The sequence below is a fragment of the Corynebacterium sp. LK10 genome (assembly GCF_008042455.1).
In the GTDB taxonomy this organism is placed as follows: Bacteria; Actinomycetota; Actinomycetes; order Mycobacteriales; family Mycobacteriaceae; genus Corynebacterium; species Corynebacterium jeikeium_D.
In genome coordinates, this window is sequence record NZ_NOVT01000002.1 from 63,366 (window position 1) to 90,355 (window position 26,990).

A 26,990-nucleotide genomic window follows, 5' to 3' on the forward strand; every position below is an offset into this window, starting at 1 on the left:
GAGTAGGGCGGTTGCATCCATCGAGATCACTTCTTGACCTCCCAATGGTCGGCAATGTCGAGTGCCAGATCTGCAGGGACGAGGAACTTCGGCCAGCTGGCGGCCATATCCCTTTCCAGGTCTCGGAGATGCCTACAGGCCGGGCATGGGTAGTACTCGACGGACAGCGGCACGCCGTTGCTATCAACCTTTACGGGGGTTGCGTCCTGCCGGTTGATGAACTTTCCACACATGGTGTGGTCTCCTGCTTCGGTGCTGCGGATGATGCTGTGAGCAGCGCGGCGGCGCCGCTTATGCCTGCTGCTCGTTGATTCAGTTGTGGTAATCTTTGGATTGGTAGTCATTGTGATGGCCTTCCACTTTGGGGATGTAGACGCTCTAGTTTTTGAACCCTCGGCTAGAGCGTCTTTTCCTATTCCTGGTTTTCTTGCTTTTCGATGTAGCTGAAGATTGCCGACATGACGGCCTCACCCTTGGCGGTAAGTTCCTGCATTGTGTAGTCAAAAACCGCTTCAGCTACAGCGTTGATGATCTCGTTAAATTCTTCGATGCCTGCCAGCCCGTCGAGGAACTTCTTCGTCTTTTCGGTCGCCATATCCTCATCGGAGATCGTGACGCCTGCCGAACGTTCGATGAGTAGCGCGGCGGCTACCCTGCGGTAGTCCTGGTTGTCTGCAATTTCAGCGGCCAGGCGGGCTTTAACCACTTGTTCCCAGGGGGCGCCTTCGTTCGCGCGGTCTGGCATCTCCTGGTTGATGAAGTGCTCTGCCAGATCGCACAAGTTGGTCATGTGCTCGTTAACGGTCTGTGTAGTCATGAGTGCAGCCTTCCTTCCTTGGAGTCACGCGCAATCCAGGGACATGCCCAAAGCAGGGCTGGAATAGCTCCCGGATGGGTGAAGCGTGCTGGTCATTTCGCCTTCCTTATCGGTGTACGAGATGTTCACCGGAACCTCGTTTGAGTAGCGCTGCAGGTCGGCCACGTTGTGCGCGCTGGCTTCGGCCTGGATGAGTTTTTCCATCGTGCGGATGACCTGAATTGAGGTTGATACCTGGACGGATGGGTTGTTGTCGTTGAGCTCTTCCAGTAGCTCGATTGCGATGTCGAGCATTGTGGTGTTTGCGAGGTAGGTCAGGGAGTCGGCGGCGCTGTAGTTGGTAGTCATTGGGGTAGTTCCTTCCTTGGGGTTACGCGGCCTGCTGGTGGGGAATGGCGAACACGATAACGACACAATTCGTTTCCTCTGTTTCGCCGTCGGTCGGCGCCAAAGTGCCTTCGATGGTGACAGTGGTGCCGTTGTCGTTCTCGGCGGAGCCGTAGATGGTGAAGTCTCGGCATGACTGTGGGTGTGTGTTCCAGAAGTCGAGCAGGTCTGCGGCGGTGTCCTTGAGGTTGGTGGCGTCGGCTGGGGTGGTGTCCTGCTTCACGCCGTTGAAGTAGCACTCTGAATAGATGCTGTGCGTCTCTGTGGTGATTGCCTGCAGCTCGGCGGGGGTGTGTGCCAGGTCGTTAGTGGTCATTGGTTTTTCTCCTTAAGCGGCTTGAGGGGTATCTGTGCTGGTTACTTCGGTCGGCAGTTCGTCGAGCCCGAGTAGGGCAAGTAGTGGTTGCGTGGGAATTACGTAGCGGCCACCGATCTTGATGACCTGTGTGGGGAAATTCCCACTTTTGACTGCTGCATATCCAGTTGATGGGGCAATCCCAAGAAGCTGTGAGGCCACTTGAACCGAGATGGTTGGCGGCAGCTCCCTACTAGACATTCACGTACCTCCTAAAAAGTGTGATGTTCAGAAACAGGGCAATTTCTGCTTCTAGAATGAACGATACTACACGTACATAAAGAGCACAAGAATTGAAAGGTTAGTGAACTCTGCATTTCTTGGTTAAAGTGCGATATATGGGTGATTGGCAAAAAGAAATGACCGCCAAAATCGGCTCGGAAGTGCAGCGCTTACGCGGCGACCGGTCTCTACTCTGGCTGGAAACACGAACGGCTGAACTAGGGCACAAGGTCGCAAGAAGCGGGCTATCCCAGCTTGAAAATGGCAACCGGAAGTCAATCAGTGTTGCTGAATGGCTAGTATTGGCTGCTGCTCTCAACACTGCGCCCATCCTGCTCTTGTTCCCTGCCTATCCGGACGGCATCGTTGAGTACCTACCAGGGCTGGAAGATCGGGCAATCCGAGCGGGCTCATGGGTAGAAGGAACTTCAACCTTCGTGGCTGCGTCAGGGGAGATTAACTACTTTGAGAACGAGCTAGTTAGGGCTGCGCAGGAACGGGAAAACACTCAATACAAAGCGTTAAAAATGATGGAAGAGCGCGGAGACCTTAAGGAATCGATAACTTGGTTCAAAAGGACTGTCCAGCGACTTGAGCAAACAATTAAGTCGCTTGGCGGCAGCATTGCCGAAAAGGAATAGCCGTGTCCAGGGGTCAGCCACCGACGCCGCCAGGCACGCACGGCAACATCTCATACAGCACCGCACCGAGCGGAAAAATCAGAGCACTAACAAACCTGCGGCTCTACACCGGCAAACGAGTGCAAGTCACAGCCACCGGCAAAAGCAAAGCTGAAGCCACCCGAAAACTAGAAGCGCGCTGCACAGAACGGCTAGGCACCCCATATGCCGAGGTCATAACCCCAAACACCCAACTATCCAAGCTCATCGAAACGTGGATTGACCAACACGACGTAACCGACCACTCAAAGCAGATCTACAAACAAGTCATCGATGCGCACATTCAAGAAGGGATAGGCCAGCTGCGGCTAAACGAGCTAACGCCCGTAACCCTGCAGGCGTTTATCAACGAGCTAACCCCAGGTACAGCCAAAACCACAGCCACCGTCCTATCGGCGGCACTCAACTACGCCGTGCGCGTCGGCGGACTAGCAACATCACCTTGGCAATCAATCAAACTGCCTAAAGCGGACAGAAAACCAGTTGCCAACATCACCAAAGAGCAGCAGGACGCATACATTGCGGCCATTGAACGATGGTGTACTGGGCTAGATCCCAACCAGGGCGATGATGAAGAACCAGCAGGGCATCAGCGCGGCCACGGGCTCCCCCAGATAGTGCGAGTAATAGCCGGTAGCGGCCTGCGGAGCTCTGAGGTGCTAGGACTGCGGATTACGGACGTAGACCCGGCTAACAGGCGTGTTATCGTGACCGGCCAGTCTGACGCGAGCGGCGGGCGAACCGAGCGGATAAAAAACCATGCGTCACAGTTCGCGCGGCGAAACATCACCATCACGGCAGACGCGGCAGCAGCGATACAGGAACAACTAGACAGCGATGCCGTTCAATTCTGGGGCGAACCACTTTTCCCCAGCAGGAACGGGACGTACATCACTGTTCGGAATCTGAACCGCTGGCTACGTCTCGCCACCGCTGGAATGAACTTCGGTGTGAAGATAACGCCGAAACAGTTTAGGTCTACGATCTCTAGCCGTATCTCCGAGAAATACGGTATTGACGCGGCACAACGTCAGCTGGGGCACTCTAAGCGGACTACCACCGAGGCTTATTACACCGCGCCACCTCCGTTGATTGAGGATTATCTGGGAGACCTGGAAAACGACTAGCCCTAGGACGCTCTGTAAGCGATTGGAGGGTGTTAGGGTACGTGCTCCCGTCGTTCAACGCCTTAGAATGCGTTTGTGAACAGGGGTTTTAGGTCGGAATTCCGACTTAAACCCCACGCACACACGGGAGATATTCCCGGCTCCGGGAACCTTCCCTGTCAAGATGACCGTGCAGAAAGAAGTCATCTGTTACGAACCTCGTAACGGTTGAATCGTGAGCAGCGGCGGGCGTTGATTGCGGAGTCGTTGCGGTCTGATCCGCAGTTGTCGAACCGTGAACACGCACGCAGGACAGGAGCGGATCACAAGACTGTGCAATCCATCCGAGAGCAGTCAGAAGAAAGTGGGGAAATTCCCCACTTTGAGAAGCGCCAAGACCCTCGCACCGGAAACATGTCGCAGCCCGCGTCTCAGCCACCTCGCCCTGAGCCTGAACAGGAGTTGCCGACCGCGACCGCACTACCACAGTCCGACCTCGACGAACTCAACGCGGAACTGGCGGCCGATTGAGGTAGGCGTTCCCCTAATTCAGCAACAGGGGAGCGGGCATCACGTTAAGGGGATCGTGAACCACTACACCCCTCGGCTCCCCAGAATCAGCCACCCGCGGCAACAGGGGAAACCAGTAGGCACAACGGGGCGATAAGCGTGAAGGAAAAACGTAAATTCCTTGAGACCACTGGGAACATGTTCCCTACCTGGGGGAACATAAAGGGAACACGTTGGGAACATGGTAAAAACGTGCTTTGACCTTGGGGAACATAGGGAACACGTTTTTTTAACTAAACTTTCCTATAGGGTTTAGAAATACCGTGAGAATGGTCAACACTTAATCAACAAGTAATAAACACATCTAGTGAGAATTAACGACACTAGGCAAACTCGTAGCCGTAATTGACCTGGAAGAACGGTATCTAGTGAGAATCAGCGACACTAGGCAAAACACCTGGTAACACCCTTTCAGTGTGGGTTCGAGTCCCACTGGGGGCACCAAAAGGCCAGGTCAGAGAGTTTTCTGACCTGGCTTTTTGCTATTTGTGTGCGCTACACACGTATTACGGCAGGACGTTGAACTTCTTGCCGAGAACAAGTGCCGTGTTGAACACCTTCGAGTACAGCTCACGCGGCATCTGTGGCATCGACACCGGGGAAAGACGCTGCACGGTCACCGTCTGCGCATCGGTGTACTTCAGCAAGCCGCCCGCTGCTTGACGACGGCCCACACCCGAATCCTTGAAACCACCCATCGGGGCATCGACAGACGCGAAGGCCGCAGCAAAACCATCGTTGACATTCACGGTGCCGGCCTCAAGCTGTGGAGCCAGCTCCTTTGCACGACGCGGGGAGGTCCACAGCGAAGCGTTGAGACCATAACGGGAATCGTTGGACTTGGCGATAGCCTCATGGACATCCGAGACACGCTGGAGGACTACCACTGGGCCGAATACCTCTTCGGTCAGCAGGGCGACGCCCTCCGGGACGTCGGTAAGCACGGTCGGCTCGTAGAACAGCGGTCCTAGATCCGGGCGAGGACGACCACCGGCCAGTACAGTGGCGCCGGCCTCGATGGCCTCGTCGACCATGGACTTGACGATGTCGAACTGGCCCTGAGACTGCAGGCAGCCCATTTCGGTTTCCCACTCGTAGCCAGCGCCGATGGACATTGCCTTCACGCGGTCGGTGAATGCCGGGACGAATTCGTCCCAGACGGAGTCCACGACATAGATTCGCTCAATGGACACGCACAGGTGACCGGAGTTGGTGAAGCAGCCGATGCGCGCGCCCTCGACCGCGCGGTTGATGTTGGCATCCTCAGCGACAATCAGCGGGTTCTTGCCGCCGAGCTCCGCGGAGAAACTAATCAGGCGCTCGCCGCACTGCTGTGCCAGTGAGCGGCCGGTCTCGGAGGAGCCGGTGAACATCAGGAAGTCGCACTGGCCGACAATGCCCTGGCCGACAACGCGACCTGGGCCTGGAATGACCTGGAAGAGATCCTCCGGAAGACCAGCGCGGTAGAGCAAATCGACAGCGAAGAGAGCGGTAAACGGAGTGGTGCTGTCCGGCTTGAGCACGATGGCGTTACCAGCCATCAGTGCAGCCAGCGCGTCGGAAACCGCGAGAGTCAGTGGGTAATTCCACGGAGCAATAACACCGACGACGCCCTTTGGGTGGTGGTAGACGGTGGTCTTGGAAAGTACTGGGACAGCACCGTGTGCTCGCTTCGGCTCAAGCAGTTTCGGGCCCTGATTGCCGTAGTAGCGGGCGGTGATAGCGGTGTGTACGAGCTCCTCGTGGGCACTGGCGCGGTTCTTGCCGGTCTCGGCCTGCAGCAGGTCCAGCACCTGGTCGCAGTGGGTAAACAGCAGGTCGTGGAAGTGGTGCAGCACTTCGCCGCGCTTTTCCGGTGCCATGCGGGCCCACTTCTTCTGCGCCGCACGGGCACGCTTGAAGGCCTCGTCGACATCGGCCTGGGTACCGACAGGAATCTGCGCCAGCTCCTGGCCGGTAAATGGCGCCGAGATAGTGGCGGTCTTCGACTTATCAGCTACCGTGACGCGCTGAAGAAGGCGGGCAACGAGCTCGTCGTTAAGCGGATTGCGGATGGTAGTTCGGTTTGTCGTGGCAGTAGATGCTGTCATGGCACAGATACTACTGTTGCGCGACGCTCCGAGATAGTAAATTTGGCAAAACTACTAAAATTTAGAAAACTCTAGTAAGTAGTCCAGCCCATCCGACGGTTGCGGTCCGGGTCTCGCGGGCCATCGTTGCCGAACTCGAACGGTTCGTGACCGTCGACATCGCCGTAGCGCATCTCCGGGTCATCATCCAGATCGTCATCGATGTCGATGTCCGGCTTTTCCTCTGCCAACCGCTTGCCGAGAGTGTCATGCGGAGAAGCGCCTCGCCAGCGGTCTGGAGGATCCATTACATAATTCTCGCCGTCACCGGTGAGGAAGTCGCCATCGAGCCCCTCTGAGCCATCGAGCGTGGTCTCGTCGAAATCACCAGTGGTATCCGGATCGTAGTCAAGGCCATCAGACATCTTGACCAACCTCCTGTTTCGTAATCACTCAAGTGGTGCCCACGCCTGGCGACTGTGAGTGTTTCCGCGATTACAAAATCGCCGCCAGCAGGCGAGGAATTACCTTGATACTAACTGTTTTTCAGGGTTGGGAACAATACCTTTACGTCGCCCGTTGTAGACAGTGTAGGCAGACGTATGCACGTGTGCCTAAGTTCAAAACTTGTAAGAAAAACTGAGAAAAAGAAAGAAGGACGACGTGCGCGAAAGCAGCAATCCTGCATTCAGTTCACTTACTAAGACCGTCGCCCGCGGACAGGCGGGCGCACAACACTACGGCCAAGGTCAGATGGGCGCTGACTACGGGGATAACCCGTACCAGTCGCAGGTTGCCGCCGACTACCGTCCGATGACGGTCGACGATGTCGTTTCCAAGACCGGCATCACGCTGGCAACCATCATCGTTTTGGCTGCAGTCAACTTCTTCATTGCCGTTAGCGTCTCCACCAGCCTGGCCATGATTCTGACCATCGTCGGCGCCATCGGTGGTCTGATTACTGTTTTGGTTTCCACCTTCGGCAAGAAGTACGGCTCCGCGCCGGTTACCCTCACCTACGCGGCCTTCGAGGGGCTCTTTGTCGGCGGCATCAGCTTCATGTTCACCGCCCCGATTCAGGGCGTTGCTGCTGGTGCGCTGATTATGCAGGCCGTGCTGGCCACCCTGGGTGTCTTCATCGGTATGCTCTTCGTCTACAAGTCGGGCGCTATCCGTGTGACCCCGAAGTTCACCCGATTCATGAGTGCGGCTCTGATTGGTGTCCTGGTCCTCATGCTGGGCAACCTGGTGCTCTCCCTGTTCGGCCTGGGCTTCCCGCTGCGTGACGGTGGCATGCTGTCGATCATCTTCTCGCTGGTCTGCATCGGCCTGGCAGCCTTTAGCTTCCTGATTGACTTTGATCAGGCTGACCGACTGGTCCGCGCAGGTGCTCCGGCTCAGTACGCCTGGGGTGTCGCCCTCGGCCTGGCTGTGACCTTGGTCTGGCTCTACACCGAGATTCTGCGTCTGCTGTCCTACTTCAGGGACTAAACGCTAGAAAACTAACTAACGCACAAGCGCCGGTTAGCCCGTTTTACGGGTTGGCCGGCGCTTTGTTGTTGGCAGTCGACGTATTGACCGATAGGGCTGTGCAGTGTGACATCGTAAAGCGCGATATTGAAGCGGGAGAGGGTACAAAAAATGGACCGATAGGCCATATGGGCTTCTATCGGTCCAAGAATCGGGCGCTGTGGCCCGAGATCGCCGCCTGGGTTGAGGCGGTCTAGCGCCGGGGGTAAGTAACCTCAACGCTTAGGCATCCATCTCCGGGTTGTACGGCTCAGCCTTAACTACGGTGACAGACACTTCGTCGCCGCTCGGGGAAGCGTAAGTGCGGGTCTCGCCCTCCTTAGCGCCGACCAGAGCCTTACCCAGCGGGGAATCGGTGGAGTAGGTCTCCAGGTTCGGGTTGGAGGAGTCAGCGCCACGGGTACCGATGAGGAAGGTCTCGGTGTCGTCCTCGTCGCCGTCGTAGTAGACGTGGACCACGGTGCCGACCAGAGCCACACCGGACTCCTGCGGGATCTCGCCGACAGTGGCGCGCTGGAGCAGGTCTTCGAGGTAGCGGATGCGTGCCTCTTCCTGTCCCTGCTGCTCGCGGGCGGCATCGTAGCCGGCGTTTTCCTTCAAGTCGCCCTCTTCGCGGCGCTCGTTAATCTCGGCGGCGATGACCGGGCGGTTTTCATATAGCGCCTCAAGCTCGGCCTTGAGCTTGTCGTAGGACTCCTGGGTGAGCCATGGGCTATTGTTCTTTGCCTCAGTCATGGTTCCTCCTGTGTTTTTGGCTATTTAATACAAAAGCGGCCCCGCGTGGGGCCGTCGGCTGCGTCACAGGATAGCACTGTCACGCCACATGGCAATAACAGGCGCGTCGGAGTGTTGTCGCGCACGCTTTACGACGTGCCCCCGCAGCGCATGATCCTCAGTCGCGAAGGGAGATTACTTCGCAGGTGCGAGGAACTCCGGAATGTCGGTGGAGCAGCCATAGACATCGCCTGCGACGGCCAGCTCGCGGGTGGCAATGGGGACGTCCATCCGCACGGTAGCGGGGCCGCCGCCCGGGATGAATACGTCGCGACGCCCGACCTCTGCCACGTCATAGTTCAGCGCATAGATAATGCAGTAGCTATCCAGCTCCGGCTTTTCGCGGGTGACGTCCAGCGTGAAGATGAACTGCTCATCTTCCTTACCTGGAGTGCGGCTCCAGCCCGCTTGCGTTGCAGAGACATCCGGGGCGGAGACGCGGTTCATCTGAACGAAGATGTATGCGCCGGCGATGACGAGCATGCCAACAATAGCGATGACAACCAATTTTGCGGGGAGAGTGCGACTGTTGTCCCCATAGCGCTCGCGCTCTCGCTTCGGCGCTGCGGTATTTCGGGTGTTTCGCTCCGAACTTTCAGCCATGCTTTTTAGCCTATCGGAGTTCTCGGTCGACGTGGTAAAATGTTGACAGTTAAACAATCTTTCTGGTGTGGCGCGGTGTCCTGCTGCTATGTCGTTCCACCGAGTAGCGATGCTGCGTGGTCATATGATGGTGCAGCGCTATAGTGGGGCGGTATTGAAACGGTGCTGGAGTAGCATCGTTGCGGTCGAAGGGCTCCGGCCTTGGCCAGAAAACATGGACTGAGATAGTAGCGGGAGTGACTTCAATTGACACTTCGTCTGATGGCAATTCACGCTCATCCTGATGACGAATCGAGCAAGGGCGCCGCAACGATGGCCCGATATGCGGCGGAAGGGCATCGCGTCAAAGTGGTGACCTGCACCGGCGGTGAGGCCGGCAGCATTCTCAACCCTGCGATGGATCGGCCGGAGGTGCGGGAGAATATCGCCGCAGTGCGCGTTCACGAAATGGCTGCAGCCGCTGAGACTCTCGGCGTTGAACATGAGTGGCTCGGCTTTACCGACTCCGGTCTGCCTGCGGGCAACCCGGTGCCGGTGCTGTCGCACGGAGTGTTTGCTCGCCAATCGGTCGAGGATGCGACCAAGCCTCTCATTCGGGCAATTCGCGAGTTTCGTCCGCACGTCGTCATTACTTACGACGAAAACGGTGGCTACCCGCACCCGGACCACATCATGACCCATATCGTGTCCATGCGCGCTTGGCTGGAGTCTGGAACGGATAAGTACCCCGAGCTCGGTGAACCATGGGAAATTTCCAAGCTCTACTACACCCACGGTTTCATCAAGGCGCGTCTCATCGCGCTGGACAACTACTATCGCGACAACGGTTTGGAAAGCCCGCTGGCCGAGTCCTTCCGCCGTTGGACTAAGACTCCCGGCGACATCATGACCCGCGTGACCACGCAGGTTGAGTGCGGCGATTACTTCCAGCAGCGGGATCAGGCGCTGCTGGCGCACGCTACGCAGATCGATCCGAACGGGCCATTCTTCGCCGTGCCGGTAGACATTCAGCAGCGCGTTTGGCCGACCGAAGAGTTTGAGCTTGCCCGCACTCGAGTGCAGACCGAGCTGCCAGAGACCGATCTCTTCGCCGGTATCGACCCCGACGCGGAATAGTCCGGAATTAACGCTAAGCTGGAACTCATGATTGAAAGCTTCGATGCCTTGGCGGCTCGCACGACAATTTTCCTGGCGCAGAACCCCACTGGTCCGCGGGGTGCTGACTTCGGAAAGGCCTCTCCTGTTGGCCTGCTCATCATTGTCGTTTTGCTCATCGTCATCCTGGCTCTCGGCTGGGATCTCTCGCGGCGCGCGAAGCGCATGGCCGCTCGCCGGAAGTTCGCCGAGGCGCACGACATGGATCCCTTCGATTCCGAGGCTGTGGATAAGGCGATGGCTGCAGCAGAGCAGCGTCGTGAAGCGGAGTAGTCAGCGTCAAGGTGTGTGCGCGTCGCTTGACGACGGGCAGTTGCGCGCACCCCTGATTGTTTCCCGTGTGGCGGGATTTGGAGTTCGAATTGCGGGATTCTAGGCAGTGCGCTACAGTCAAGCGCATGCGTATGTGGCGATTTTATTTTTCGAAGGCTCCGGAGGCAGTGACGACATAGTCACAGCCGGCGGCTATTCGTCACGTCGCCACCAACCGGAGCCAAAGGCAGCAGCCCCACCAATAGGGGCGCTGCCTTTTGTCGTATCTACAGCCAAATACATGCGTAACGCCCCAGAGAAAAGAGACCTCAGATGACCCCTCCAACTTCCCTCGAAGCCCCCGCCTCTACCGCGAACCGCCGTGTCGTAGCCTTCCACGACCTGCCCTCCCCAGAAGAGGTCATGGCCAAACAGCCACTGACCCCGAACCTAGTTAACGAAGTGGAGCAGTCGCGACTCGACATCGCCCGCGTCATCGCTCGCGAGGACGACCGCCTGCTGGTCGTTGTCGGCCCGTGCTCCATTCACGACCCCGAGGCCGCCATCGACTACGCCCGCCGCCTGAAGGCCACCGCCGATGAGCTCGACGAGGACCTGCTGGTCGTCATGCGCGTCTACTTCGAAAAGCCGCGCACCACCGTCGGCTGGAAGGGACTCATCAACGACCCCGACCTGGATAGCTCCTTCAAAATCAACAAGGGCCTGCACATGGCCCGCGAAGTGCTCATCGGGGTCCTGCGCACCGGCCTGCCCGCCGGTGCTGAATTCCTCGAGCCCAACAGCCCGCAGTACATCGCCGACGCCGTCTCCTGGGGTGCGATTGGTGCGCGCACCACGGAGTCGCAGGTCCACCGCCAGCTCGCTTCCGGACTTTCCATGCCCATCGGCTTCAAAAACGGCACCGACGGCAACGTCCAGGTCGCCGTGGACTCGCTGGTCTCTGCAGCAAACCCGCACTTCTTCTTCGGCATGAACGACCAGGGCCGCGCCGCCGTCGTCGAAACCGCCGGCAACCACAATTGCCACCTCATTCTCCGCGGCGGCACCTCCGGCCCGAACTGGGACGAGGCATCGCTTAACGACGCCGAAGCCCGCCTGAACAAGGCCGAGCAAACCGTCAGCATCATGGTGGACGCCTCCCACGCCAATTCCGGAAAATCCGAGGTACGCCAGGCCGAGGTCGTTGAGGAGCTCGGCAAGCTCATCGGTGCCGGCGACGAGCGCATCACCGGCATCATGATGGAGTCCTTCCTCGAAGCCGGCGCGCAAAAAATTACCGATGGGCGTAATGGCCTCGTATATGGCAAGTCCGTCACCGATGCCTGCATGGATTGGGAAACCACCGACCGGCTGCTGCGTACGCTTGCGGCAGAAGTCCGGAAGCGTCGGCAGGCACGTGACTAAGCACAAAGCGGCCGTGCCCATTGGGTAGAGTTACATATGTGAAAGAAAACCAGCCGTCCTCACTCCGGCGGATTGCGTATCCGCTCTACGAGCGCAAACTAGCCCAAGAGCTAGAAGGAAAACCTCGCCCCAAGCACGTTGCCATCATGGCCGATGGCAACCGCCGCTGGGCGAGGGAGGCTGGCTTCACCGACGTAAGCCACGGCCACCGCGTCGGCTCCCGCAAAATCGCAGAATTCGTCGGCTGGTGCGCCGAGCAGGAAATCGAGCTGGTGACCATCTACCTGCTCTCCACCGAAAACCTCGGGCGCGACCCCGAAGAGCTGGAGTTACTGTTCGACATCATCGCCGACGTCGTCGATGAATTGGCGCAATCGCCTAACGACGTGCGCCTGCGCATGGTCGGCCACCTCGAGCTCCTTCCGGAAAGAATGACCGCCCGGCTGCGCCACGACGAAGAAGTCACCGCGAACAACACCGGCATCCAGGTCAACATCGCCGTTGGCTACGGTGGTCGGCAGGAAATCGTCGACGCAGTACGCAGAATCATCCGGGAATCAGTCGCCGAAGGAATTGATGCTTCCGAGCTCGAGGAGAGCATCACCACCGACGCCATTTCTCGCCGCCTCTATACATCCGGACAACCGGACCCCGATCTAGTCATCCGCACTTCCGGAGAACAGCGGCTCAGCGGCTTCCTCCTCTGGCAAACCGCCTACTCCGAGATTTGGTTCACCGATACCTACTGGCCCGAATTCCGCCGCATCGACTTCCTCCGCGCACTTCGAGACTTTTCGCAGCGCTCACGCCGCTTCGGCAAATAACCTCCCTAAATCCGGAAAAATTTCCGGATGTTAGAGTTTGCGCATCCGGACCCTCGAAACCTTGTGGTCCCGAGACTTCGTAAGAACTAATGACGCCCGCACTCGAGTGGGCAAAATATTTTCCGTCAGGTTCGGCAAGTTCACCTGCTGCCAAATGCGTCGGGCCACCTCGGCCGCAGCTTCGTCGTCAAGCGTGGCGTAATCCGCGAAGTGCGCGCCCGGAGCGCGAAACGCCGTCTGGCGGAGACTGAGGAAACGATTAATGTACCAACGCTCGATGTCCGCGCGCGGGGCATCGACGTAGACACTGAAATCGAAAAGATCGGAAATCATCAGCGTCGGGCCCGTCTGCAAAACGTTGAGCCCCTCGAGAATGAGAATGTCCGGACGGTCAACATCGACGAACTCATCCGGCACCCGGTCATAGAGCGTGTGCGAATACACCGGGGCCTTCACATGCCGCGCCCCCGACTTCACCGCCGTGACAAACCGCATCAACGCACGCTGATCATACGACTCCGGATACCCCTTGCGCTGCATAATCCCACGGCGATTCAATTCCTCAGAAGGGTAGAGGAAGCCATCAGTAGTAACCAAGTCCACCCGCGGATTAGTCTCCCAGCGCTCGAGCAGCACCTGCAGCAAACGCGCCGTCGTTGACTTGCCGACCGCCACCGAACCCGCGACGCCGATAATAAACGGCACCGACGCCCCCTTCGAAGGATTTTCCCCAAGGAAGTTTGACGTTACGGCGTTCAGCTCCCGATGCGCCGCCACACGCATGTGAATCAGACGAGAAAGCGGAAGATAGACCTCGGCGACTTCGTCCAGGTCGATGTTTTCACCGATACCGGAAAGTCGTTCAGCTTCCTCTTCCGTCAGCACCAGAGGCATATTCTTGCGCATTTCGCGCCACTGCTCGCGTTTGAACTCGACGTACGGGCTGGGGGATGTTGCGCGCGTCATACTTCCAATTGTGCCAAGGGGGTGCCGAAAACCGGAAAACGAGTCAATAAAGGGGGCATACCTGAATGGTGCTGCTTTCGTGGTTTGCCCCATAAAGGGCTAGCATGGCCTGTGGCATTGAAGTTTCATTGAAAGGTCGAAAACCTACTCATGACCGGGTCTAACAATAACGATGTCCGCTACCAATCGCTGCGTGAACTCGATCCCGACCTCGCAGAGGCAATGGCAGGGGAGCTCTCTCGTCAGCGTGACATGCTCGAAATGATTGCCAGTGAGAACTTTGTTCCACGTGCAGTGCTGCAAGCTCAGGGCTCGGTTCTGACCAACAAGTACGCCGAAGGCTACCCGGGCCGTCGTTACTACGGTGGCTGCGAATACGTCGACGTCGTCGAGGACATGGCACGCAACCGCGCCAAGGAGCTCTTCGGCGCTGAGTTCGCCAACGTTCAGCCACACGCAGGTGCGCAGGCCAACGCTGCCGTTCTGCATGCGCTAATCAACGCCGGTGACAAGATTATGGGCCTCGACCTGGCACACGGCGGTCACCTGACCCACGGCATGAAGCTGAACTTCTCCGGCAAGCTCTACCACGTCGCCGCATACGGTGTGGACAAGGACACTATGCGGATCGATATGGACAAGGTGCGTGAGCAGGCGCTCGCAGAAAAGCCGGATGTTCTCATCGCAGGTTGGTCGGCGTACCCGCGCCACCTCGACTTCGAAGCTTTCCGTTCCATCGCCGATGAGGTCGGTGCGAAGTTGTGGACGGACATGGCGCACTTCGCAGGCCTGGTTGCCGCCGGTCTGCACCCGTCGCCGGTTCCGCATTCTGACGTTGTGTCGACTACCGTTCACAAGACCCTCGGTGGTCCTCGTTCGGGCATGATTTTGGCTAAGCAGGAGTACGCCAAGAAGCTGAACTCCGCTGTTTTCCCGGGGCAGCAGGGGGGTCCGCTGATGCACGCCATCGCCGGCAAGGCCGTGGCGCTGAAGATTGCTGGTACCGAGGAGTTCAAGGAGCGCCAGGAGCGCACTCTGGCTGGTGCCCGCATTCTGGCTGAGCGTCTCACCGCTTCCGACTGCGCCGAGGCTGGCGTCGATGTTCTCACTGGCGGCACCGATGTCCACCTGGTTCTGGCGGATCTGCGCAATTCTGAGATGAACGGCCAGGAGGCCGAGGATCTGCTCCACGCTGTTGGCATTACCGTCAACCGCAATGCTGTTCCGTTTGACCCGCGTCCTCCGATGGTTACATCCGGACTTCGTATCGGTACTCCGGCGCTGGCCACCCGTGGTCTCGACGAGAAGGCCTTCACCGAGGTCGCCGATGTCATCGGTACTGCTCTCGCCGCCGGCAAGAATGCGGATGTTGACTCCCTGCGTGCTCGTGTTTCGAAGATTGCTCAGGAATTCCCGCTTTACGACGGCATCGAGGACTGGAACCTCATCTAATTCTGCGTTTTTGCAGCGCAAGTACCCGTTCTAGCAGTGCGCTAAGACGGGTTTTCCCGTACATCCGGGTTTTGGTCCGGAGGTGGTGGCTCCGGCCCGAGCTGTTTCGTCGTGCCTGCCCGGTATCCGGCGTAGGACCTCCCGGACATTGATGTCACGAATGAGTTGCTAAACAGCGGCGGCCGAGTCTTGTCAGGTGGGCGCCATCGAATATGTCCGGATGTGGGGATGCGTTCGAGGTGGCCGTTGCGTCCTTCCCGGTCGTCGTCGTTAAGCCCGTTGTGTTCGCGGCAGACCATGGTGAGGTTGTCCAGCGTGGTTGTGCCGCCGTGTTTGTGGGCGACTAGGTGGTGCGCTTGTCCGCTATAGGCGGGGCGTTCACAGCCGGGCCAGGCGCAGATGGGGTTGTCGATGAGCATCGCGATGCGCTGCTCTTCAGTCGCCAGGCGGGGGTTGCCGATGGGAAATAAGTCCGTAATGGCGCTGTGTTCGTCGTAAAGCACGGCCCACCCGGTGTCGGCGAGTAGGGCGTTGAGGAAGACGTCGGGGGCGAGCGCAGAGCCGTTGGTGGTGGCGGCGAATCGCGGGCTGTAGTCGATGAGGTCTTGTGCGGTGATGATGATGGCGGGTTGGTAGCGCATTTCATCGAGCTTGTCGACGGGCGTTGCGGCATCGGCATGCTCGAGGCGCTCGGCAAGCGCTTGGCCGACGCAGCGGTCGTGGGAAAACTCCGGATGGGACTTCCGGATTTCTGCGGCACGGATGGTAAGCGGCGACAGGAGATTGTCGAGCATATCCGAGGGGCCGGAGATGTGGAAGTGCTTCATTCCCCGGATGTCTACCTTCCGGGAAAATCGGGCGCGCAGATGCTGGGGTGGCTCGTCTTCGGTGTTGAGCTCGGTGAGAGTTTCCCGCATGTAGAGATCGAGTTCTTCGAAGCCGAGGCGTTCGGCGGCAGCGACGAAGGTGAGCCGCAGGTTGTCGTGGAGTTCGGCGTTGTTGGCTTGGCGGCTGCGCTTGTCGATAAGCACGCAGGTGTCTAGGCTGAGCCCGAGTCGGCGGGCCAGAGCGGTGGCATCTTCGCGGGCTTTGGTGTTTTCTTCGGTGTCAGCGGGTTGGAGATAGTGGGCGGCGACGCGTAGCAAAAGCCGGAGGCGCGCCGGGTCAAGGCCGAGGGTTGCCGCCAGGTGGGAGGTGGCGTCGTGGCCGTCGGGACGCGCGGCGTGGAGTTCCGCTAGCGTGTCCATTCCGCGCGAGGCCAGTGCGGCGAGCGTCCCAAGAACTGTCATGCCTTTGAAGGTAAAAGTCCGGATGTAGGGGGACAACGCCTATGGGGGCAGGCTGTGGATAAGTCAGCCGGTTTAGCAGTTATCCACATCCGGACTTTTCACCGCGCAAACGCACCGCAGCTGCACCGCCGTACCGCCGCACCACGCGCTGCCGTCTGTTACGCCCCGAAGTCACGCAGGGCGCTGCCGGTGAGGCGGAAGGTGTCCCATTCGTCCATGGGGAAGGCGCCGAGGGAGCGGTAGAAATCGATGGAGGGTTGATTCCACTTCAGGACGCACCACTCGACACGTGAGTAGCCTCGCTCCACGGCAATTCGCGCGAGGTTCTGCAGCAGTGCTTTGCCCTTGCCGGTGCCGCGTGCCTCGGGGCGGACGTAGAGGTCTTCGAGGTAGATGCCGTGGGTGCCTTCCCAGGTGGAGTAGTTGAGGAACCACAGTGCAATGCCGTCGAGGCGCGGGCTGCCTTCAACACCGCCACCAACGCCATCGCCACCATCACCGCCACCGGCGCCGTCGTCCAAATTTCCGGATGTGGAGTCGACGACGTGGCAGAAAATCGCAGGGTTGTCCCCGAAGAGCTGTTCGCGCAGGCGCTCGGGGGTCAGTCGGACGGCATCGGGTTCTTTTTCGTAGGCCGCCAGGTCTTTGATGAGGTCGACGATCTCGTGGACGTCGTCAGGCGTGGCGGGGCGTGGAAGTGTCATGTGTCCCTTGTTACTCGCGGCGAGTGATTTGGTGCAAAAGTGCGTCCGAGGCGGGGGAGATTGCGATAACCTGCGAGGTTATGAGCAACGTTACTCAAGACTTTTCCGACGGCATTCTAGCCATCACCATCGACCGCCCGGATGCCTATAACTCCCTGGATAAGAATCTCCGCTTGGAGCTGAAAGCCGCTTTTGAGCGTGCGCAGGAGCCGGATGTGCGCGCTGTTATCCTGCTCGGCGGGCCGAAGGCGTTTTGTACGGGCCAGGATTTGAAGGAGCACATTTCTGACCTGCAGTCCGGCGCCGGCATGGGCAAGGTTGTCGAGGAGTACAACCCGATGGTCGCGGAGCTGACCGCGATTAACGTTCCGGTTATTGCAGCTATCGAAGGTGCTGCGGCGGGTGCCGGCTGGTCGTTGGCGCTGCACTGTGATTTCCGTATCGCGGGCCCGAAGGCGTCGTTCAAGGCGGCGTTCCCGTCGATTGGCCTGGCCACGGACTGTGGCATGTCGGCGCTGCTGCCGCGCATGGTCAGTGACGCGAAGGCGCGTGAGCTGTTGTTCTTCGATAAGAAGGTGCTTGCCGACGAAGCCCTGAGCCTCGGCCTGGTCACTGAAGTGGTGGATAATCCAGCGACTCGGGCACGTGAGTTGGCTGCCCAGTTTGCGGCGGGGCCGACGGCCGCGCTGAAGGAGATTAAGGCTCTGCTGCGCCGGGATACCTTGTCTGCCGCTGCGGCGGAGGCGGACGCGCAGGCTCGTTTGGCGGTCTCGGCCGACCATAAGGAAGCGGTGGCCGCGTTCTTGGAGAAGCGACCACCGCATTTCGTAGGTGAGTAAGGCAGATACCTGGAGTGGCAGGGGAGAGGTAGTAGTGAAGAACTACTGCTCTTCCTGTGCTCCTAGTACTTCACTGGTGAGTTCTGGGTGATCTCCCAGCTCACCGGAAACCTCGTCAGGGTGCTTGGATAGGCTGACCAGCGAGACCGCCAGACCGCCCCAGATGACGATGATGAACAGTGCCATCATGACAATTGCGATACCGGACATTTGGCTTAAACCTCCTCGGTTTCCGGAGTGTGCTTGCGTGGCAGGTGTGAGGACCGCTTGAAATCTGGCGTCACACCGAAGTCCGAGCCCGGAGGGCCATCGAGACGGTGTTGGCCGCGCCAAGGCAGGATGGCCATAATCAGAGCGCCGATGAGAATCACGCCGATGACACCCCAGCCAAAGATGTCGATTTGGGTGTCGGAGTAGCCTTCGTAGTTTTCCTGGAAAAGTCCAATGAGCTCCTGGAACAGGATGACGGCGAGAATGACCGGCGTGATGTTTCCGACGAAGATCTGCCACATGGTGCCGACCTTGAACGAGGACACGGCGTTGAGGTGCATGGCGAACTCGTTGGTGCGGCGCAGGATCCAGTCGATTGCGATGATGGTCAGCAGTGCAACCAGGACGATACCGACGTTGTTGGTGAACTTATCTACGATGTCGAGGGTTACCAGACCTGAGGTGGTCGGGAAGGCCAGCAGCGAGATGACGGCCATGGCGCCACCGACGGTGAGGGTGGCCTGGACGCGGCCGAGGTTCAGCTTGTCCTTGACTGCGGAGACGACGACCTCGAGCAGCGACATCAGGGAGGTCACACCGGCGATTGCCAGGGAGAGGAAGAACAGCAGCCCGAAGACCGAACCGATGACCTTGGGCATCTCAGAGATGACCGTCGGGAATGCGATGAAGGCAAGACCAATACCGGAGGTTGCGACCTCGTCAACGGCCTGACCCGACTGCGCTGCCATGAAGCCCAGGGTGGCGAAGACACCGATACCGGCGAGAACCTCGAAGGAGGAGTTTGCGAACGCGGTGACCAGGCCGGAACCGGTGAGGTTCGTGCGTGGCTTCAGGTAGGAGGCGTAGGTCAGCATAATGCCGAAGGCCACGGACAGGGAGAAGAAGATCTGGCCGTAGGCGGCAATCCATACGCTGGAGTCAGTCAGTGCGGACCAGTCTGGGGTGAAGAATGCATCCAGGCCCTGTGCAGCGCCGTCGAGCGTCAGGGAGTAGATGACCACTGCGACGAAGAGGATGGTCAACAGCGGGATGAAGATAATCGAGACCTTGCCGATGCCCTTGTCCACACCAGCGGCCAGAATGCCGATGACGAGTACCCAGACAATGAGCAGGACGATGGAAATCGAGGGGACGAAGTCCAGAGAGAAGACGCTCTCGGTGTCTACTTGGAGGAAGTCCTTCATGAAGTGGGTCTCGGCATCTGGGCCCCAGCTCTTGCGGATGGACTTCCAGGCGTAGATGAAGGACCACGCGATAATAACGGCGTAGTAGACGGTAATGAAGAAGGCGATACCGACCTGAATCCAGCCGATTGGCTCAGCCCAGGTCTTGATGCGACGCATCGACTTCGGTGCGGACCCGCGGAAGCGGTGGCCGATGGCGAAGTCGAGGAAGAGCAGTGGGATACCCGCGGTCAGAAGTGCGACCAGGTAGGGGATAAGGAAGGCGCCACCGCCGGAGTCGTATGCGACATAGGGGAAACGCCAGATGTTTCCAAGCCCGACTGCCGAGCCGATGGCGGCGAAAATGAAGGCTGCTCGGGTGGAAAACACCTCCCTTCGCTGAGGGGTAGCGGTCGAGTTAGTTGTGCTCATACCTCTGGAACTCCAATCCTTCATCTTCGGTCACGCGCCCGCGTGGCCGAGGGGAAAATTGGTGAAGTGCATCACCATTACCTAATGGAATCTTAGTATATGAGATAGGTATCTCATTGTATAGTTTCAGTTTTGTAGGGGGTAATGGTTTTGGTGAGGGGTGTGGCACAGGGGGAGGGCAGCTCCAATCAAGCCTCGTAAATAATCACCAGCCATGAACTTTGAGGTATGCAAAAACCCCGCCAGGAAAACCTGACGGGGTTTGTGTCGAATCAGCTAGGCCGACGTGCGCTATTTACTCTGCGCCGCCCTTGGCGATGCGACGGAAGATGATTTCCTTCATGATCTCGTTGGTGCCACCGTAAATGGTCTGGACCTTGGAGTCGAGGTAGTGAGTGGAGATCGGGTACTCGAGCATGAAGCCGTAGCCACCGAACATCTGCAGGCAGCGGGTAACGATGTCCTGCTGCTCCTCGGTGGTCCAGTACTTGGCCATGGAAGCGCCGGTCTCGTCCAGCTGGCCTGCGTTGTGAGCCATAACGGCCTGGTCAACGAAAGCCTGCAGGGCGGTGACGCGGGTAGCGATGTCGGCCAGGTAGTGGCCGTGAACCTGGTGCTGGATGATCGGACGACCGAATGCCTCGCGCTCCTGAGCGTACTTGTAAGCCAGGGTCCAGGCGCGGCGGGAAGTTGCGACAGAGCCGCAAGCCAGGGTCAGGCGCTCGTGAGCGAGGTTGGTGCGGAGGTAGCCGAAGGCAGCGCCCTCTTCGCCGAGCAGGTTCTCAGCCGGAACGCGGACGTTGTCGAAGTTGAGCTCAGCGGTGTCCTGAGCCTTCAGGCCGACCTTCTGTAGCGGGCCAGCCTTGGTGAAGCCCTCGAGGTCGGCGTCGACGATGAACATGGAGACACCAGCGCGGCCCTTGGATGGGTCGGTGATAGCTGCGACGAGAGCGAAGTCGGCCATCATGCCGTTGGAGATGAAGATCTTGGTGCCGTTGAGGACGTAGTGGTCGCCGTCCTTCTTGGCGAAGGTGCGCATACCTGCCAGGTCGGAACCTGCGCCCGGTTCGGTCATGGCGAGGCAGCCGATGGTGTCGCCGGCGTTCATGGAAGCCAGGTACTTCTGCTTCTGCTCTTCGTTGCCGAACTTAGCCAGGTACGGAGCGACCAGGTCGTTGAGAACGCCGAAGGAAACGACGATGGAGCCACAGTCAGCGTTGGAGAGCTCCTCGTTCAGGACCTGGTTGTAGCGGAAGTCCATCTCTCCGCCACCGCCGTATGCCTCCGGAGTGGACATACCAATCAGACCGAGCTCGCCGGCCTTCTTGAAGACCTCGCGATCCGGCTGGCCTTCCTTGTGCCAGCGCTCTACGTTTGGGGTGATTTCCTTCTCGACGAAGCCGCGAACCATGTCGCGGAACATGTTGTGCTCTTCTTCGAAGTGAGTACGGGGCAGAAAGTCCTTCATGACATGCTCCTAGAAATATTGTCGTGGAATTTTTGTCTTAAGGCCTTTTCGTACGTCGCAGATAAACGCTGCAGATAAACGCGATGGCCTCGGTTCATCGTCATAGTGACTATGACTGTTGTACCCCATTATGCATGAGTGTGATGAGAGACACTTGTTTTTTTAAAAGTTTTTTCCCGATTGGTGATGTGGAATCGCTTGACGACGGATATTGCGCCCAGCCTTCCCGGAAAACTACCCCCGTTGCGGTTGGGGGTTGCTATTGAATTCGGGCTATCGCCGACGGTCGGCAATATTAGGTAATGCTAACCTACAAAGCCAGGTGGATGGCTATTTTTGTCATGTCTGCCAGTCGGGTCGCTGGGACTTTGGGGTGGAGAGTGTAAGCGTTTGAGATGGCCGTCATGGGGGTGATTAACGAAACATTCTCGTTTTCTTATTCCCATTAGTGCTGGTGGTCGTTAGTATGAGCATCAGGTGGAGACCGGTTCCCTTGATTATCCGAGCTTCTTCCACTGCAGTCATAGCAACCTCCAATTGCACTCGAAAAAATGACGCGACCCGTGCGCCGTCCCTGTGGAATGGACAGCGAGCAGGTCGCGTCATTTTTTATTTTTTATTGCTGCGATTAGGCGCTAGTCGGCAATCCCATCAATGTGCGCCAGCAGGGCAGAGTTGTAGTACTCCGGGGTCTCCTGGTTAAGCAGGTGCTTGGCCGGCGAAATGACGACCATGGTCGAGCCCGCGATGCCGTCGTGAAGCGAAGTGACGACGTCGAGAGACGTCGAGGTGTCCTGCTTGCCGGCGATGACCAGCGTCGGAGCGGTGATCTCGGCGAGGCGCTCGCGGGTGTCGAAGCGGGACAGTGCTCCGCAGGCGCCGATGTAGCCGTCATCGGGGCAATCTGCGATCATGTCGCGGAAGCGGGCTGGGAGCTCAGGGGTGGTGTCGAAGCACTCGTCGGTAAACCAGTTGCGGACGACAGTATCGGCGAGCGCGACCGTGCCCTTGTCGCGCACGAGCTCGGCCTTTTCCTGCCAGGCCTCGGGTGTGCCGAATTTCGGCGCCGTCGACGACAGCGTCAGGCTGACCACGCGATCGGCATGTTCTAGTGCGATGGTCTGGGCGATAGCGCCGCCGAGGGATAGTCCCACAAAATGTGCGCGGTCAACATCCTCCTCGTCGAGGACCTCGATGATGTCGGCGGCCAAGTGGCTCATGTCCCACTCACCCTCGGGGATAGGGGATTCGCCATGGCCACGGACATCTGGCGTGATGACCTGGTACTTTTCACTCAAAGTGGCTACCTGTGGCTCCCACATCCCCTGTGTGGTGCCCAGCGAGCCAATCAGGACAACCGTACCGTTGCCCTTGTGGTTGATTGCATGTGCGGTGTAGTCGATGGCCACGAGGATCCTCCTTGAAGACGTCGGCTGTGTCTGCTGTGTCTGCTATTTCTCGGCGTTGCGAGCAGCTTCGGCGGCAGCCCGACCAGGGCCGTCGTCCTTCTTGGACTCTGCCTCAGCGGCTTCCGCGCGCTGCTTCGCCATGGACTCACGAGCGGCCTCCAGCCACCCCGGCATCTGCTCGAGCAAATCCTTAATCTCCGCCGTTGTCAGCGGCTTGTCCATGTCATTCTTCTTCAACGCCGTGATAGTAATGCCCAGCTTGCGGGCAACTTCCGGGCGCGGGTGCGGTCCGTTGCGGCGTAGCTCAGCGAGCCACTCCGGCGGATTGGACTGCAGTTCCGCAAACTGCGCGTGCGAAATCTCACCAGTGCGAAATTCCTCGGGTGTGGCCGGGAGGAAAATTCCAAGTTTCTTGGCTGCGGTTAGGGGTTTCATGGGTTCAACGCTAGCACCCATTCGAGTAACCTTGCGGAGTATGTCGACTCCTGAACCCGCCGTCCTGCGCATCGTGTTCGCCACCGGCACCAGTCCCGAGAAGTGGTTTCGCCGCTTTAGAGATCGGATTCCGGCAACACTGCACACCCACGCCGCCGACGATCCGATGTCCGACCTGGTCGGCGGTGCCGCTGACATGGCGCTGGTTCGGTTAGAGTCCGAAGGCTCGCTGCCCGAGTCGCTCCATCGCATCCGGCTTTACGACGAAGCCTGGGGCGTGGCCTACGAAAAAGAACACGTATTCTCCCTCACAGAGTCCGTGCCGGAGGAGCTGTTGGCGGACGAAACTGTGCTGCTGACCTCCGTGGATGCGGACGAGCTGCGACAGATGCTGCCTGTCGCAGCCACTGGTGCAGGTGTCGTAGTGGGGCCTCGCACGATTTTGAAGGCGCTATCGAAGAAGGCGGTGGCCTCATCGAACTTGGTGGCTGAGGAAGGTGCCACAGATCCGCTGTCCCGAACAGCTATTTGGTTGGTGTGGCCGAAAGCAGAGGACGACGAGCTCCGGCAGGAGTTCGTCGGCATTGTCCAGGGGCGTCGGGAGGGATCGACACGCACGCAGCTGGGGCGCAGGAAGGCTGACGAAGCTCCAAAGAAGTTGTCGGCCCGAGAAAAGACGCTTGCTAAGCAAGCCCGTCGGCAGCGCGCTGGGGCCGTCGTAAAGCATGCGCGCAGTGGCCGTGGCGGACGTCGAAGCGGTGGCGGAAGCGGGCGACCACGCAGGAGAAAGTAATCTTTTTACAATATTTTTGGCGTTTCGTTCGACGTGCGCGAAAAAATTAGCCACACTTGTAGCTATGGCTGAAAAGAAGCGCGATTTCACGATCCGAATGATGCGTGAAGAGGACTATCCACAGATCCAAGAAATCTATGAGATTGGCCTTGATACAGGACATGCATCGTGGGAACATTCGGCACCCGAATGGGACGAATTTATCGCTCTAAAGCGCGTTGACCTGTGTTATGTCGCAGTCGATGCGGAGAATCCAGACAAGATTTTGGCATGGGCATCAGCCGCGCCAGTGTCCAAGCGCCCGATTTTCAATGGCGTCATCGAAGACTCCATCTACGTCCATCCTGACGGGCAGGGCATGGGGCTGGCGGCGACGCTGCTGCAGAAGCTTATCGACGATGCCACGGAGCTCGACTGCTGGTCGATTCACTCGTGGGTCTTCCCGGAGAATGTGGGATCGCTAAAGCTGCATCGAAAGCTCGGCTTCCGTGAAGTGGGGATTTACCACCACATGGCAAAGATGACCTACGGCCCAATGGCGGGGCAGTGGCGCGATGTCATTATTTTGGAAAAGCTCCTGGAAAAGCCAGAGGAGCGCGCACTGAAGCGCGTCCAGGAAGAAGCAGAAGCCGCCGGTGAGCCGAACCGTCCGATTCTGGACAAGCTCGACCGCGCCGACGGCCAGGTGGGGGCATAGCTGCCGGGAGCTGTGGCTCCCTCGAATTAATTACTCGACGGTTTCCTTCAAAGGATCCTCGCGAACGAAGAACACAATGATTGCCGCCAGAATAATCACTGGCGTTAGTACCAAGAAAATCGGCGTCAAACCATCGTTGTAGCTGGAGATCAGCGCTTCATGGATTGGCGCCGGCATGCTATCTAGGACGTGCGGCGTCAGTGAACCAATCGACTTAGAGGAAAAGCCCTCCGGGCCCATCTGCTTTGCGAACTCTGCTGCAGCCTCCGGTGATGCAGCCTTGATTTGTTCGACAGCCGCCGGAACGCGTTCGCCTGCCAGGTCCTTCATGCGGTGGATGAAAATCGAACCCACAATGGAGGAACCGACCGCACCACCAATCTGGCGGAAGAAGTTATTCGCAGCGGTAGCGGTACCGACCATCGCGACCGGGAAGGAGTTCTGCACGATGAGAACTAGAACCTGCATGCCGGTGCCCAGGCCGAAGCCCATGATGAACAGGTACACACCAACCTGCCACAGCGGGGTGGTGGTCTCCAGCGTGGACAGCAAGTAGAGGGAGACAGCCATAATCATCAGGCCGACGAAGGGGTAGAAGCGATACTTACCAGTCCGCGAAATAATCTGGCCAACGCCAATTGAGGTGAGCAGCATGCCGACCATCATCGGCGTCATCATCAAACCTGCAGCGGTCGGTGACATTGAGTGCACCATCTGCAGGTAGGTCGGAATATAGGCCATAGTGCCGAACATCGCGATACCCAGAATGAGACCCGACACAGTCGTGAGCACGAAGTTCCGGTTATTAAACAAGTGCGTCGGAATCAGTGGGTTGGAAACGCGAGTCTCGGTGAGGAAGAACAGCACCCAGGAAACGACAGAGGCAACGATAAGCGAGATGATGACCCCGGAGTTCCAGTCGTACTGTGTACCGCCCCACGTGGTGGTGAGAATTAGCGTCGAGGCAGCGGCAGTCAAGAACATCGTGCCGATGTAGTCGAAGTTTCCTTCACTCTGGCGTCGGGGCAGCTTCAGGAAGGCCGCAGCTGCCGATAGTGCAACCACGCCCATCGGGACGTTGATCCACAGGCCCCAGCGCCAGCCCGGGCCGTCGGTGAACCAGCCTCCCAGCACTGGTCCCAGCACGGAACTCAGACCGAACACAGCACCCATGATGCCCATGTACTTACCGCGCTGGCGTGCGGGAATAACCTCGGCCAGGATGGCCTGTGAGGAAACCATCAATGTACCGCCAGCAAATCCCTGAAAAGCGCGGGCGGCGATGAGCAGGCTCATGGAGTTGGTGATTGCACCCATGACGGAACCGACCATGAACAGCGCGATGCCCATCATGAACAGGCCCTTGCGCCCAATCATGTCACCGAGCTTGCCGACAATCGGCATTGCCACAGTCTGTGCCAACAGGAATGCAGAAATAACCCACGACATGTGGTCAACTCCGCCGAGCTCGCCGACGATGGTCGGCAGGGCAGTGGCGAAAATCATCTGCCCCAGCGAGCTCATCAGCATAGTGAGAATGAGCGCGAAGAAAATGATTCCCAAGTGGGACTTGTTGTCAGAAACCGTGGTGTCGGTTTGATCTTGAGCAGTGGTGTTGCTAGCTGTCACTATTCCTCCTCCAGAAATTTTTAACGACGTCGGCGGCGTCGTGAAGCGGTGTATCTGTTGTGAATTCGTCCCGATGAGCCGATGAGTACAGCACGCATTCGCGGACGAAACCGACCGACAGTGCTACCTCGTGCCCGACGGGCAGCTCGGGGTGCGTGCGCGACTGTGGATTCATCTCGAAATAGCGCTCAAAGGCAGAACGGACGCGGCGCATTGAGTTGCCAAAATTCGAAATGACAACCGTCGATAGCTTTGGCTCATTGCGCAAAATCTCGCGGATACGCTCCTTGAGCAGACGGTGAAACTCTTCGGTTGCCCCCAGCTCTTTATATCGGAGTAGCTGGGATTGCTGCTTTTTCTCGATGAAATCGAGCATGTCCGCGATGGGGTCTTGGTGAATTTGGGCGAGGAATACCTCTTCATCGTCAGCATCGAATGACATGATGCCGTTGCCGAAGATGGCTTGATCCTTGGAGTCGAAGTAATTGAAGAATGTGCGTCGACTGATATTGACCCGCTGACAGATGTCTTCGATGTTGACTTGGTCGTATCCGCGATCCAATACAAGGGCGGTCGCGGCATCGGCCAAAGCGCAGTGTGTTTGAAACCTTTTGAGCTCCCGGAGACCGCACTCGGGGTGTTGGCCCGGATCCAATCTGTGATAGGTATTCTCATCAATTTGCACGAGGTGCAAAGTTACACCGAGTGCAATGT

The 26,990-nt window shown here is 58.4% G+C and carries 31 protein-coding genes; 12 read left to right on the top strand and 19 right to left on the bottom strand.

All coding sequences use genetic code 11. The features are described from left to right. Positions 1-26: 26 nt before the first annotated feature. The 5 genes from CHU70_RS00285 to CHU70_RS00305 form a co-directional block, all read right to left on the bottom strand. On the bottom strand, positions 27-344 hold the full coding sequence (locus tag CHU70_RS00285) for a hypothetical protein (protein WP_147719327.1): 318 nt from the start codon (positions 342-344) through the stop codon (positions 27-29). Positions 345-412: 68 nt separating this feature from the next. Next, positions 413-817, bottom strand: a complete 405-nt coding sequence (locus CHU70_RS00290; RefSeq protein WP_147719328.1) for a hypothetical protein — start codon at positions 815-817, stop codon at positions 413-415. Positions 818-841: 24 nt separating this feature from the next. After that, positions 842-1,165: a hypothetical protein gene (locus CHU70_RS00295; RefSeq protein WP_147719329.1), complete on the bottom strand. Its 324-nt coding sequence runs from the start codon at positions 1,163-1,165 to the stop codon at positions 842-844. A 22-nt stretch (positions 1,166-1,187) separates the two neighbouring features. After that, positions 1,188-1,520, bottom strand: coding sequence for a hypothetical protein (locus CHU70_RS00300; protein WP_147719330.1), 333 nt, complete (start codon positions 1,518-1,520; stop codon positions 1,188-1,190). Between the two features lie 12 nt (positions 1,521-1,532). Beyond that, a complete protein-coding gene (locus tag CHU70_RS00305; RefSeq protein WP_147719331.1) occupies positions 1,533-1,760 on the bottom strand; it encodes an AlpA family transcriptional regulator in 228 nt (75 codons plus the stop codon). Positions 1,761-1,897: 137 nt separating this feature from the next. Between CHU70_RS00305 and CHU70_RS00310 the strand changes: the two genes are divergently transcribed. The 3 genes from CHU70_RS00310 (at position 1,898) to CHU70_RS00320 (ending at position 4,098) form a co-directional block, all read left to right on the top strand. Then, entirely contained in the window at positions 1,898-2,422 is a 525-nt protein-coding gene (locus CHU70_RS00310) for a hypothetical protein (protein ID WP_147719332.1), read from the top strand. Between the two features lie 2 nt (positions 2,423-2,424). Beyond that, the gene (gene xerC, locus CHU70_RS00315; protein ID WP_147719333.1) at positions 2,425-3,588 is read left to right on the top strand and encodes a tyrosine recombinase XerC; all 1,164 of its coding nucleotides are present in this window, start codon (positions 2,425-2,427) and stop codon (positions 3,586-3,588) included. 207 nt (positions 3,589-3,795) lie between these two features. Then, positions 3,796-4,098: a hypothetical protein gene (locus CHU70_RS00320; RefSeq protein WP_147719334.1), complete on the top strand. Its 303-nt coding sequence runs from the start codon at positions 3,796-3,798 to the stop codon at positions 4,096-4,098. A 545-nt stretch (positions 4,099-4,643) separates the two neighbouring features. On the opposite strand, the gene CHU70_RS00325 is transcribed toward CHU70_RS00320, so the two are convergent. Both CHU70_RS00325 and CHU70_RS00330 read right to left on the bottom strand, forming a co-directional pair. Beyond that, positions 4,644-6,227 (bottom strand): succinic semialdehyde dehydrogenase, encoded by a 1,584-nt coding sequence (locus CHU70_RS00325; RefSeq protein WP_038626196.1) that lies wholly within the window; start codon positions 6,225-6,227, stop codon positions 4,644-4,646. A gap of 71 nt (positions 6,228-6,298) precedes the next feature. Continuing rightward, complete coding sequence (locus tag CHU70_RS00330) at positions 6,299-6,631, bottom strand: hypothetical protein (protein WP_016423195.1); 333 nt, start codon at positions 6,629-6,631, stop codon at positions 6,299-6,301. A gap of 238 nt (positions 6,632-6,869) precedes the next feature. Here CHU70_RS00330 and CHU70_RS00335 point away from each other — a divergent pair, with 238 nt between their 5' ends. Next, entirely contained in the window at positions 6,870-7,697 is an 828-nt protein-coding gene (locus CHU70_RS00335; protein ID WP_016423194.1) for a Bax inhibitor-1/YccA family protein, read from the top strand. 261 nt (positions 7,698-7,958) lie between these two features. Here the strand turns inward: CHU70_RS00335 and greA are convergent, their stop codons facing one another. After that, positions 7,959-8,471 carry a transcription elongation factor GreA gene (gene greA / locus CHU70_RS00345; protein WP_016423193.1) on the bottom strand — a complete coding sequence of 171 codons (513 nt, stop codon included), beginning with the start codon at positions 8,469-8,471 and terminating at the stop codon, positions 7,959-7,961. 174 nt (positions 8,472-8,645) lie between these two features. After that, a complete protein-coding gene (locus tag CHU70_RS00350; RefSeq protein ID WP_070566587.1) occupies positions 8,646-9,113 on the bottom strand; it encodes a DUF4307 domain-containing protein in 468 nt (155 codons plus the stop codon). Between the two features lie 261 nt (positions 9,114-9,374). Here CHU70_RS00350 and mca point away from each other — a divergent pair, with 261 nt between their 5' ends. The 4 genes from mca (at position 9,375) to CHU70_RS00370 (ending at position 12,769) form a co-directional block, all read left to right on the top strand. Next, positions 9,375-10,229 carry a mycothiol conjugate amidase Mca gene (mca, locus tag CHU70_RS00355; protein ID WP_070546065.1) on the top strand — a complete coding sequence of 285 codons (855 nt, stop codon included), beginning with the start codon at positions 9,375-9,377 and terminating at the stop codon, positions 10,227-10,229. Between the two features lie 27 nt (positions 10,230-10,256). Continuing rightward, entirely contained in the window at positions 10,257-10,541 is a 285-nt protein-coding gene (locus CHU70_RS00360) for a hypothetical protein (protein ID WP_016423190.1), read from the top strand. Between the two features lie 312 nt (positions 10,542-10,853). Beyond that, complete coding sequence (locus CHU70_RS00365; protein ID WP_147719335.1) at positions 10,854-11,945, top strand: 3-deoxy-7-phosphoheptulonate synthase; 1,092 nt, start codon at positions 10,854-10,856, stop codon at positions 11,943-11,945. Between the two features lie 38 nt (positions 11,946-11,983). Continuing rightward, the gene (locus CHU70_RS00370; protein ID WP_038626180.1) at positions 11,984-12,769 is read left to right on the top strand and encodes an isoprenyl transferase; all 786 of its coding nucleotides are present in this window, start codon (positions 11,984-11,986) and stop codon (positions 12,767-12,769) included. Positions 12,770-12,799: 30 nt separating this feature from the next. Here the strand turns inward: CHU70_RS00370 and coaA are convergent, their stop codons facing one another. Next, a complete protein-coding gene (coaA, locus tag CHU70_RS00375; RefSeq protein ID WP_038626177.1) occupies positions 12,800-13,735 on the bottom strand; it encodes a type I pantothenate kinase in 936 nt (311 codons plus the stop codon). A 150-nt stretch (positions 13,736-13,885) separates the two neighbouring features. On the opposite strand from coaA, the gene glyA reads away from it, so the two are divergent. Further along, positions 13,886-15,187, top strand: coding sequence for a serine hydroxymethyltransferase (gene glyA, locus CHU70_RS00380; protein WP_005510713.1), 1,302 nt, complete (start codon positions 13,886-13,888; stop codon positions 15,185-15,187). 41 nt (positions 15,188-15,228) lie between these two features. Here the strand turns inward: glyA and CHU70_RS00385 are convergent, their stop codons facing one another. Next, positions 15,229-16,476 (bottom strand): HNH endonuclease signature motif containing protein, encoded by a 1,248-nt coding sequence (locus tag CHU70_RS00385; protein ID WP_242451338.1) that lies wholly within the window; start codon positions 16,474-16,476, stop codon positions 15,229-15,231. Between the two features lie 158 nt (positions 16,477-16,634). After that, positions 16,635-17,180 (bottom strand): GNAT family N-acetyltransferase, encoded by a 546-nt coding sequence (locus CHU70_RS00390; RefSeq protein WP_049192850.1) that lies wholly within the window; start codon positions 17,178-17,180, stop codon positions 16,635-16,637. 80 nt (positions 17,181-17,260) lie between these two features. Between CHU70_RS00390 and CHU70_RS00395 the strand changes: the two genes are divergently transcribed. Continuing rightward, positions 17,261-18,019 (top strand): enoyl-CoA hydratase-related protein, encoded by a 759-nt coding sequence (locus tag CHU70_RS00395; protein WP_048733985.1) that lies wholly within the window; start codon positions 17,261-17,263, stop codon positions 18,017-18,019. 42 nt (positions 18,020-18,061) lie between these two features. Here the strand turns inward: CHU70_RS00395 and metS are convergent, their stop codons facing one another. The 5 genes from metS to CHU70_RS00420 form a co-directional block, all read right to left on the bottom strand. Continuing rightward, on the bottom strand, positions 18,062-18,229 hold the full coding sequence (metS, locus tag CHU70_RS00400) for a methionine/alanine import NSS transporter subunit MetS (protein ID WP_048733989.1): 168 nt from the start codon (positions 18,227-18,229) through the stop codon (positions 18,062-18,064). Between the two features lie 5 nt (positions 18,230-18,234). Beyond that, positions 18,235-19,845, bottom strand: coding sequence for a sodium-dependent transporter (locus tag CHU70_RS00405; protein WP_147719336.1), 1,611 nt, complete (start codon positions 19,843-19,845; stop codon positions 18,235-18,237). A gap of 295 nt (positions 19,846-20,140) precedes the next feature. Beyond that, positions 20,141-21,313, bottom strand: a complete 1,173-nt coding sequence (locus CHU70_RS00410; RefSeq protein ID WP_048759734.1) for an acyl-CoA dehydrogenase family protein — start codon at positions 21,311-21,313, stop codon at positions 20,141-20,143. Between the two features lie 635 nt (positions 21,314-21,948). Then, positions 21,949-22,722 carry an alpha/beta fold hydrolase gene (locus tag CHU70_RS00415; RefSeq protein ID WP_147719337.1) on the bottom strand — a complete coding sequence of 258 codons (774 nt, stop codon included), beginning with the start codon at positions 22,720-22,722 and terminating at the stop codon, positions 21,949-21,951. A gap of 42 nt (positions 22,723-22,764) precedes the next feature. Continuing rightward, complete coding sequence (locus CHU70_RS00420) at positions 22,765-23,157, bottom strand: DUF5997 family protein (RefSeq protein WP_070628935.1); 393 nt, start codon at positions 23,155-23,157, stop codon at positions 22,765-22,767. A 40-nt stretch (positions 23,158-23,197) separates the two neighbouring features. On the opposite strand from CHU70_RS00420, the gene CHU70_RS00425 reads away from it, so the two are divergent. Together CHU70_RS00425 and CHU70_RS00430 are read left to right on the top strand one after the other, a co-directional pair. After that, positions 23,198-23,950: a LysR family transcriptional regulator gene (locus CHU70_RS00425; protein WP_049181647.1), complete on the top strand. Its 753-nt coding sequence runs from the start codon at positions 23,198-23,200 to the stop codon at positions 23,948-23,950. Between the two features lie 64 nt (positions 23,951-24,014). Then, the gene (locus tag CHU70_RS00430; RefSeq protein ID WP_016423177.1) at positions 24,015-24,647 is read left to right on the top strand and encodes a GNAT family N-acetyltransferase; all 633 of its coding nucleotides are present in this window, start codon (positions 24,015-24,017) and stop codon (positions 24,645-24,647) included. Positions 24,648-24,677: 30 nt separating this feature from the next. Here the strand turns inward: CHU70_RS00430 and CHU70_RS00435 are convergent, their stop codons facing one another. Together CHU70_RS00435 and CHU70_RS00440 are read right to left on the bottom strand one after the other, a co-directional pair. Beyond that, complete coding sequence (locus CHU70_RS00435; RefSeq protein ID WP_147719338.1) at positions 24,678-26,276, bottom strand: MDR family MFS transporter; 1,599 nt, start codon at positions 26,274-26,276, stop codon at positions 24,678-24,680. Further along, positions 26,266-26,961, bottom strand: a complete 696-nt coding sequence (locus CHU70_RS00440) for a TetR/AcrR family transcriptional regulator (RefSeq protein WP_049172273.1) — start codon at positions 26,959-26,961, stop codon at positions 26,266-26,268. The genes CHU70_RS00435 and CHU70_RS00440 overlap by 11 nt, the downstream gene beginning before the upstream one ends. Between the last annotated feature and the right edge of the window lie 29 nt (positions 26,962-26,990).

Coding starts and splice junctions, on each gene's coding strand:
- mca (WP_070546065.1), top strand. CDS start 9,375: ATGGCAATTCACGCTCATCCTGATGACGAATCGAGCAAGGGCGCCGCA.
- CHU70_RS00430 (WP_016423177.1), top strand. CDS start 24,015: ATGGCTGAAAAGAAGCGCGATTTCACGATCCGAATGATGCGTGAAGAG.
- CHU70_RS00285 (WP_147719327.1), bottom strand. CDS start 344: ATGACTACCAATCCAAAGATTACCACAACTGAATCAACGAGCAGCAGG.
- CHU70_RS00405 (WP_147719336.1), bottom strand. CDS start 19,845: ATGAGCACAACTAACTCGACCGCTACCCCTCAGCGAAGGGAGGTGTTT.
- CHU70_RS00395 (WP_048733985.1), top strand. CDS start 17,261: ATGAGCAACGTTACTCAAGACTTTTCCGACGGCATTCTAGCCATCACC.
- CHU70_RS00420 (WP_070628935.1), bottom strand. CDS start 23,157: ATGAAACCCCTAACCGCAGCCAAGAAACTTGGAATTTTCCTCCCGGCC.
- greA (WP_016423193.1), bottom strand. CDS start 8,471: ATGACTGAGGCAAAGAACAATAGCCCATGGCTCACCCAGGAGTCCTAC.
- CHU70_RS00310 (WP_147719332.1), top strand. CDS start 1,898: ATGGGTGATTGGCAAAAAGAAATGACCGCCAAAATCGGCTCGGAAGTG.
- metS (WP_048733989.1), bottom strand. CDS start 18,229: ATGTCCGGTATCGCAATTGTCATGATGGCACTGTTCATCATCGTCATC.
- CHU70_RS00330 (WP_016423195.1), bottom strand. CDS start 6,631: ATGTCTGATGGCCTTGACTACGATCCGGATACCACTGGTGATTTCGAC.
- CHU70_RS00290 (WP_147719328.1), bottom strand. CDS start 817: ATGACTACACAGACCGTTAACGAGCACATGACCAACTTGTGCGATCTG.
- CHU70_RS00295 (WP_147719329.1), bottom strand. CDS start 1,165: ATGACTACCAACTACAGCGCCGCCGACTCCCTGACCTACCTCGCAAAC.
- CHU70_RS00390 (WP_049192850.1), bottom strand. CDS start 17,180: ATGACACTTCCACGCCCCGCCACGCCTGACGACGTCCACGAGATCGTC.
- CHU70_RS00410 (WP_048759734.1), bottom strand. CDS start 21,313: ATGAAGGACTTTCTGCCCCGTACTCACTTCGAAGAAGAGCACAACATG.
- CHU70_RS00305 (WP_147719331.1), bottom strand. CDS start 1,760: ATGTCTAGTAGGGAGCTGCCGCCAACCATCTCGGTTCAAGTGGCCTCA.
- CHU70_RS00300 (WP_147719330.1), bottom strand. CDS start 1,520: ATGACCACTAACGACCTGGCACACACCCCCGCCGAGCTGCAGGCAATC.
- CHU70_RS00350 (WP_070566587.1), bottom strand. CDS start 9,113: ATGGCTGAAAGTTCGGAGCGAAACACCCGAAATACCGCAGCGCCGAAG.
- CHU70_RS00365 (WP_147719335.1), top strand. CDS start 10,854: ATGACCCCTCCAACTTCCCTCGAAGCCCCCGCCTCTACCGCGAACCGC.
- glyA (WP_005510713.1), top strand. CDS start 13,886: ATGACCGGGTCTAACAATAACGATGTCCGCTACCAATCGCTGCGTGAA.
- CHU70_RS00425 (WP_049181647.1), top strand. CDS start 23,198: ATGTCGACTCCTGAACCCGCCGTCCTGCGCATCGTGTTCGCCACCGGC.
- CHU70_RS00360 (WP_016423190.1), top strand. CDS start 10,257: ATGATTGAAAGCTTCGATGCCTTGGCGGCTCGCACGACAATTTTCCTG.
- CHU70_RS00325 (WP_038626196.1), bottom strand. CDS start 6,227: ATGACAGCATCTACTGCCACGACAAACCGAACTACCATCCGCAATCCG.
- CHU70_RS00385 (WP_242451338.1), bottom strand. CDS start 16,476: ATGACAGTTCTTGGGACGCTCGCCGCACTGGCCTCGCGCGGAATGGAC.
- coaA (WP_038626177.1), bottom strand. CDS start 13,735: ATGACGCGCGCAACATCCCCCAGCCCGTACGTCGAGTTCAAACGCGAG.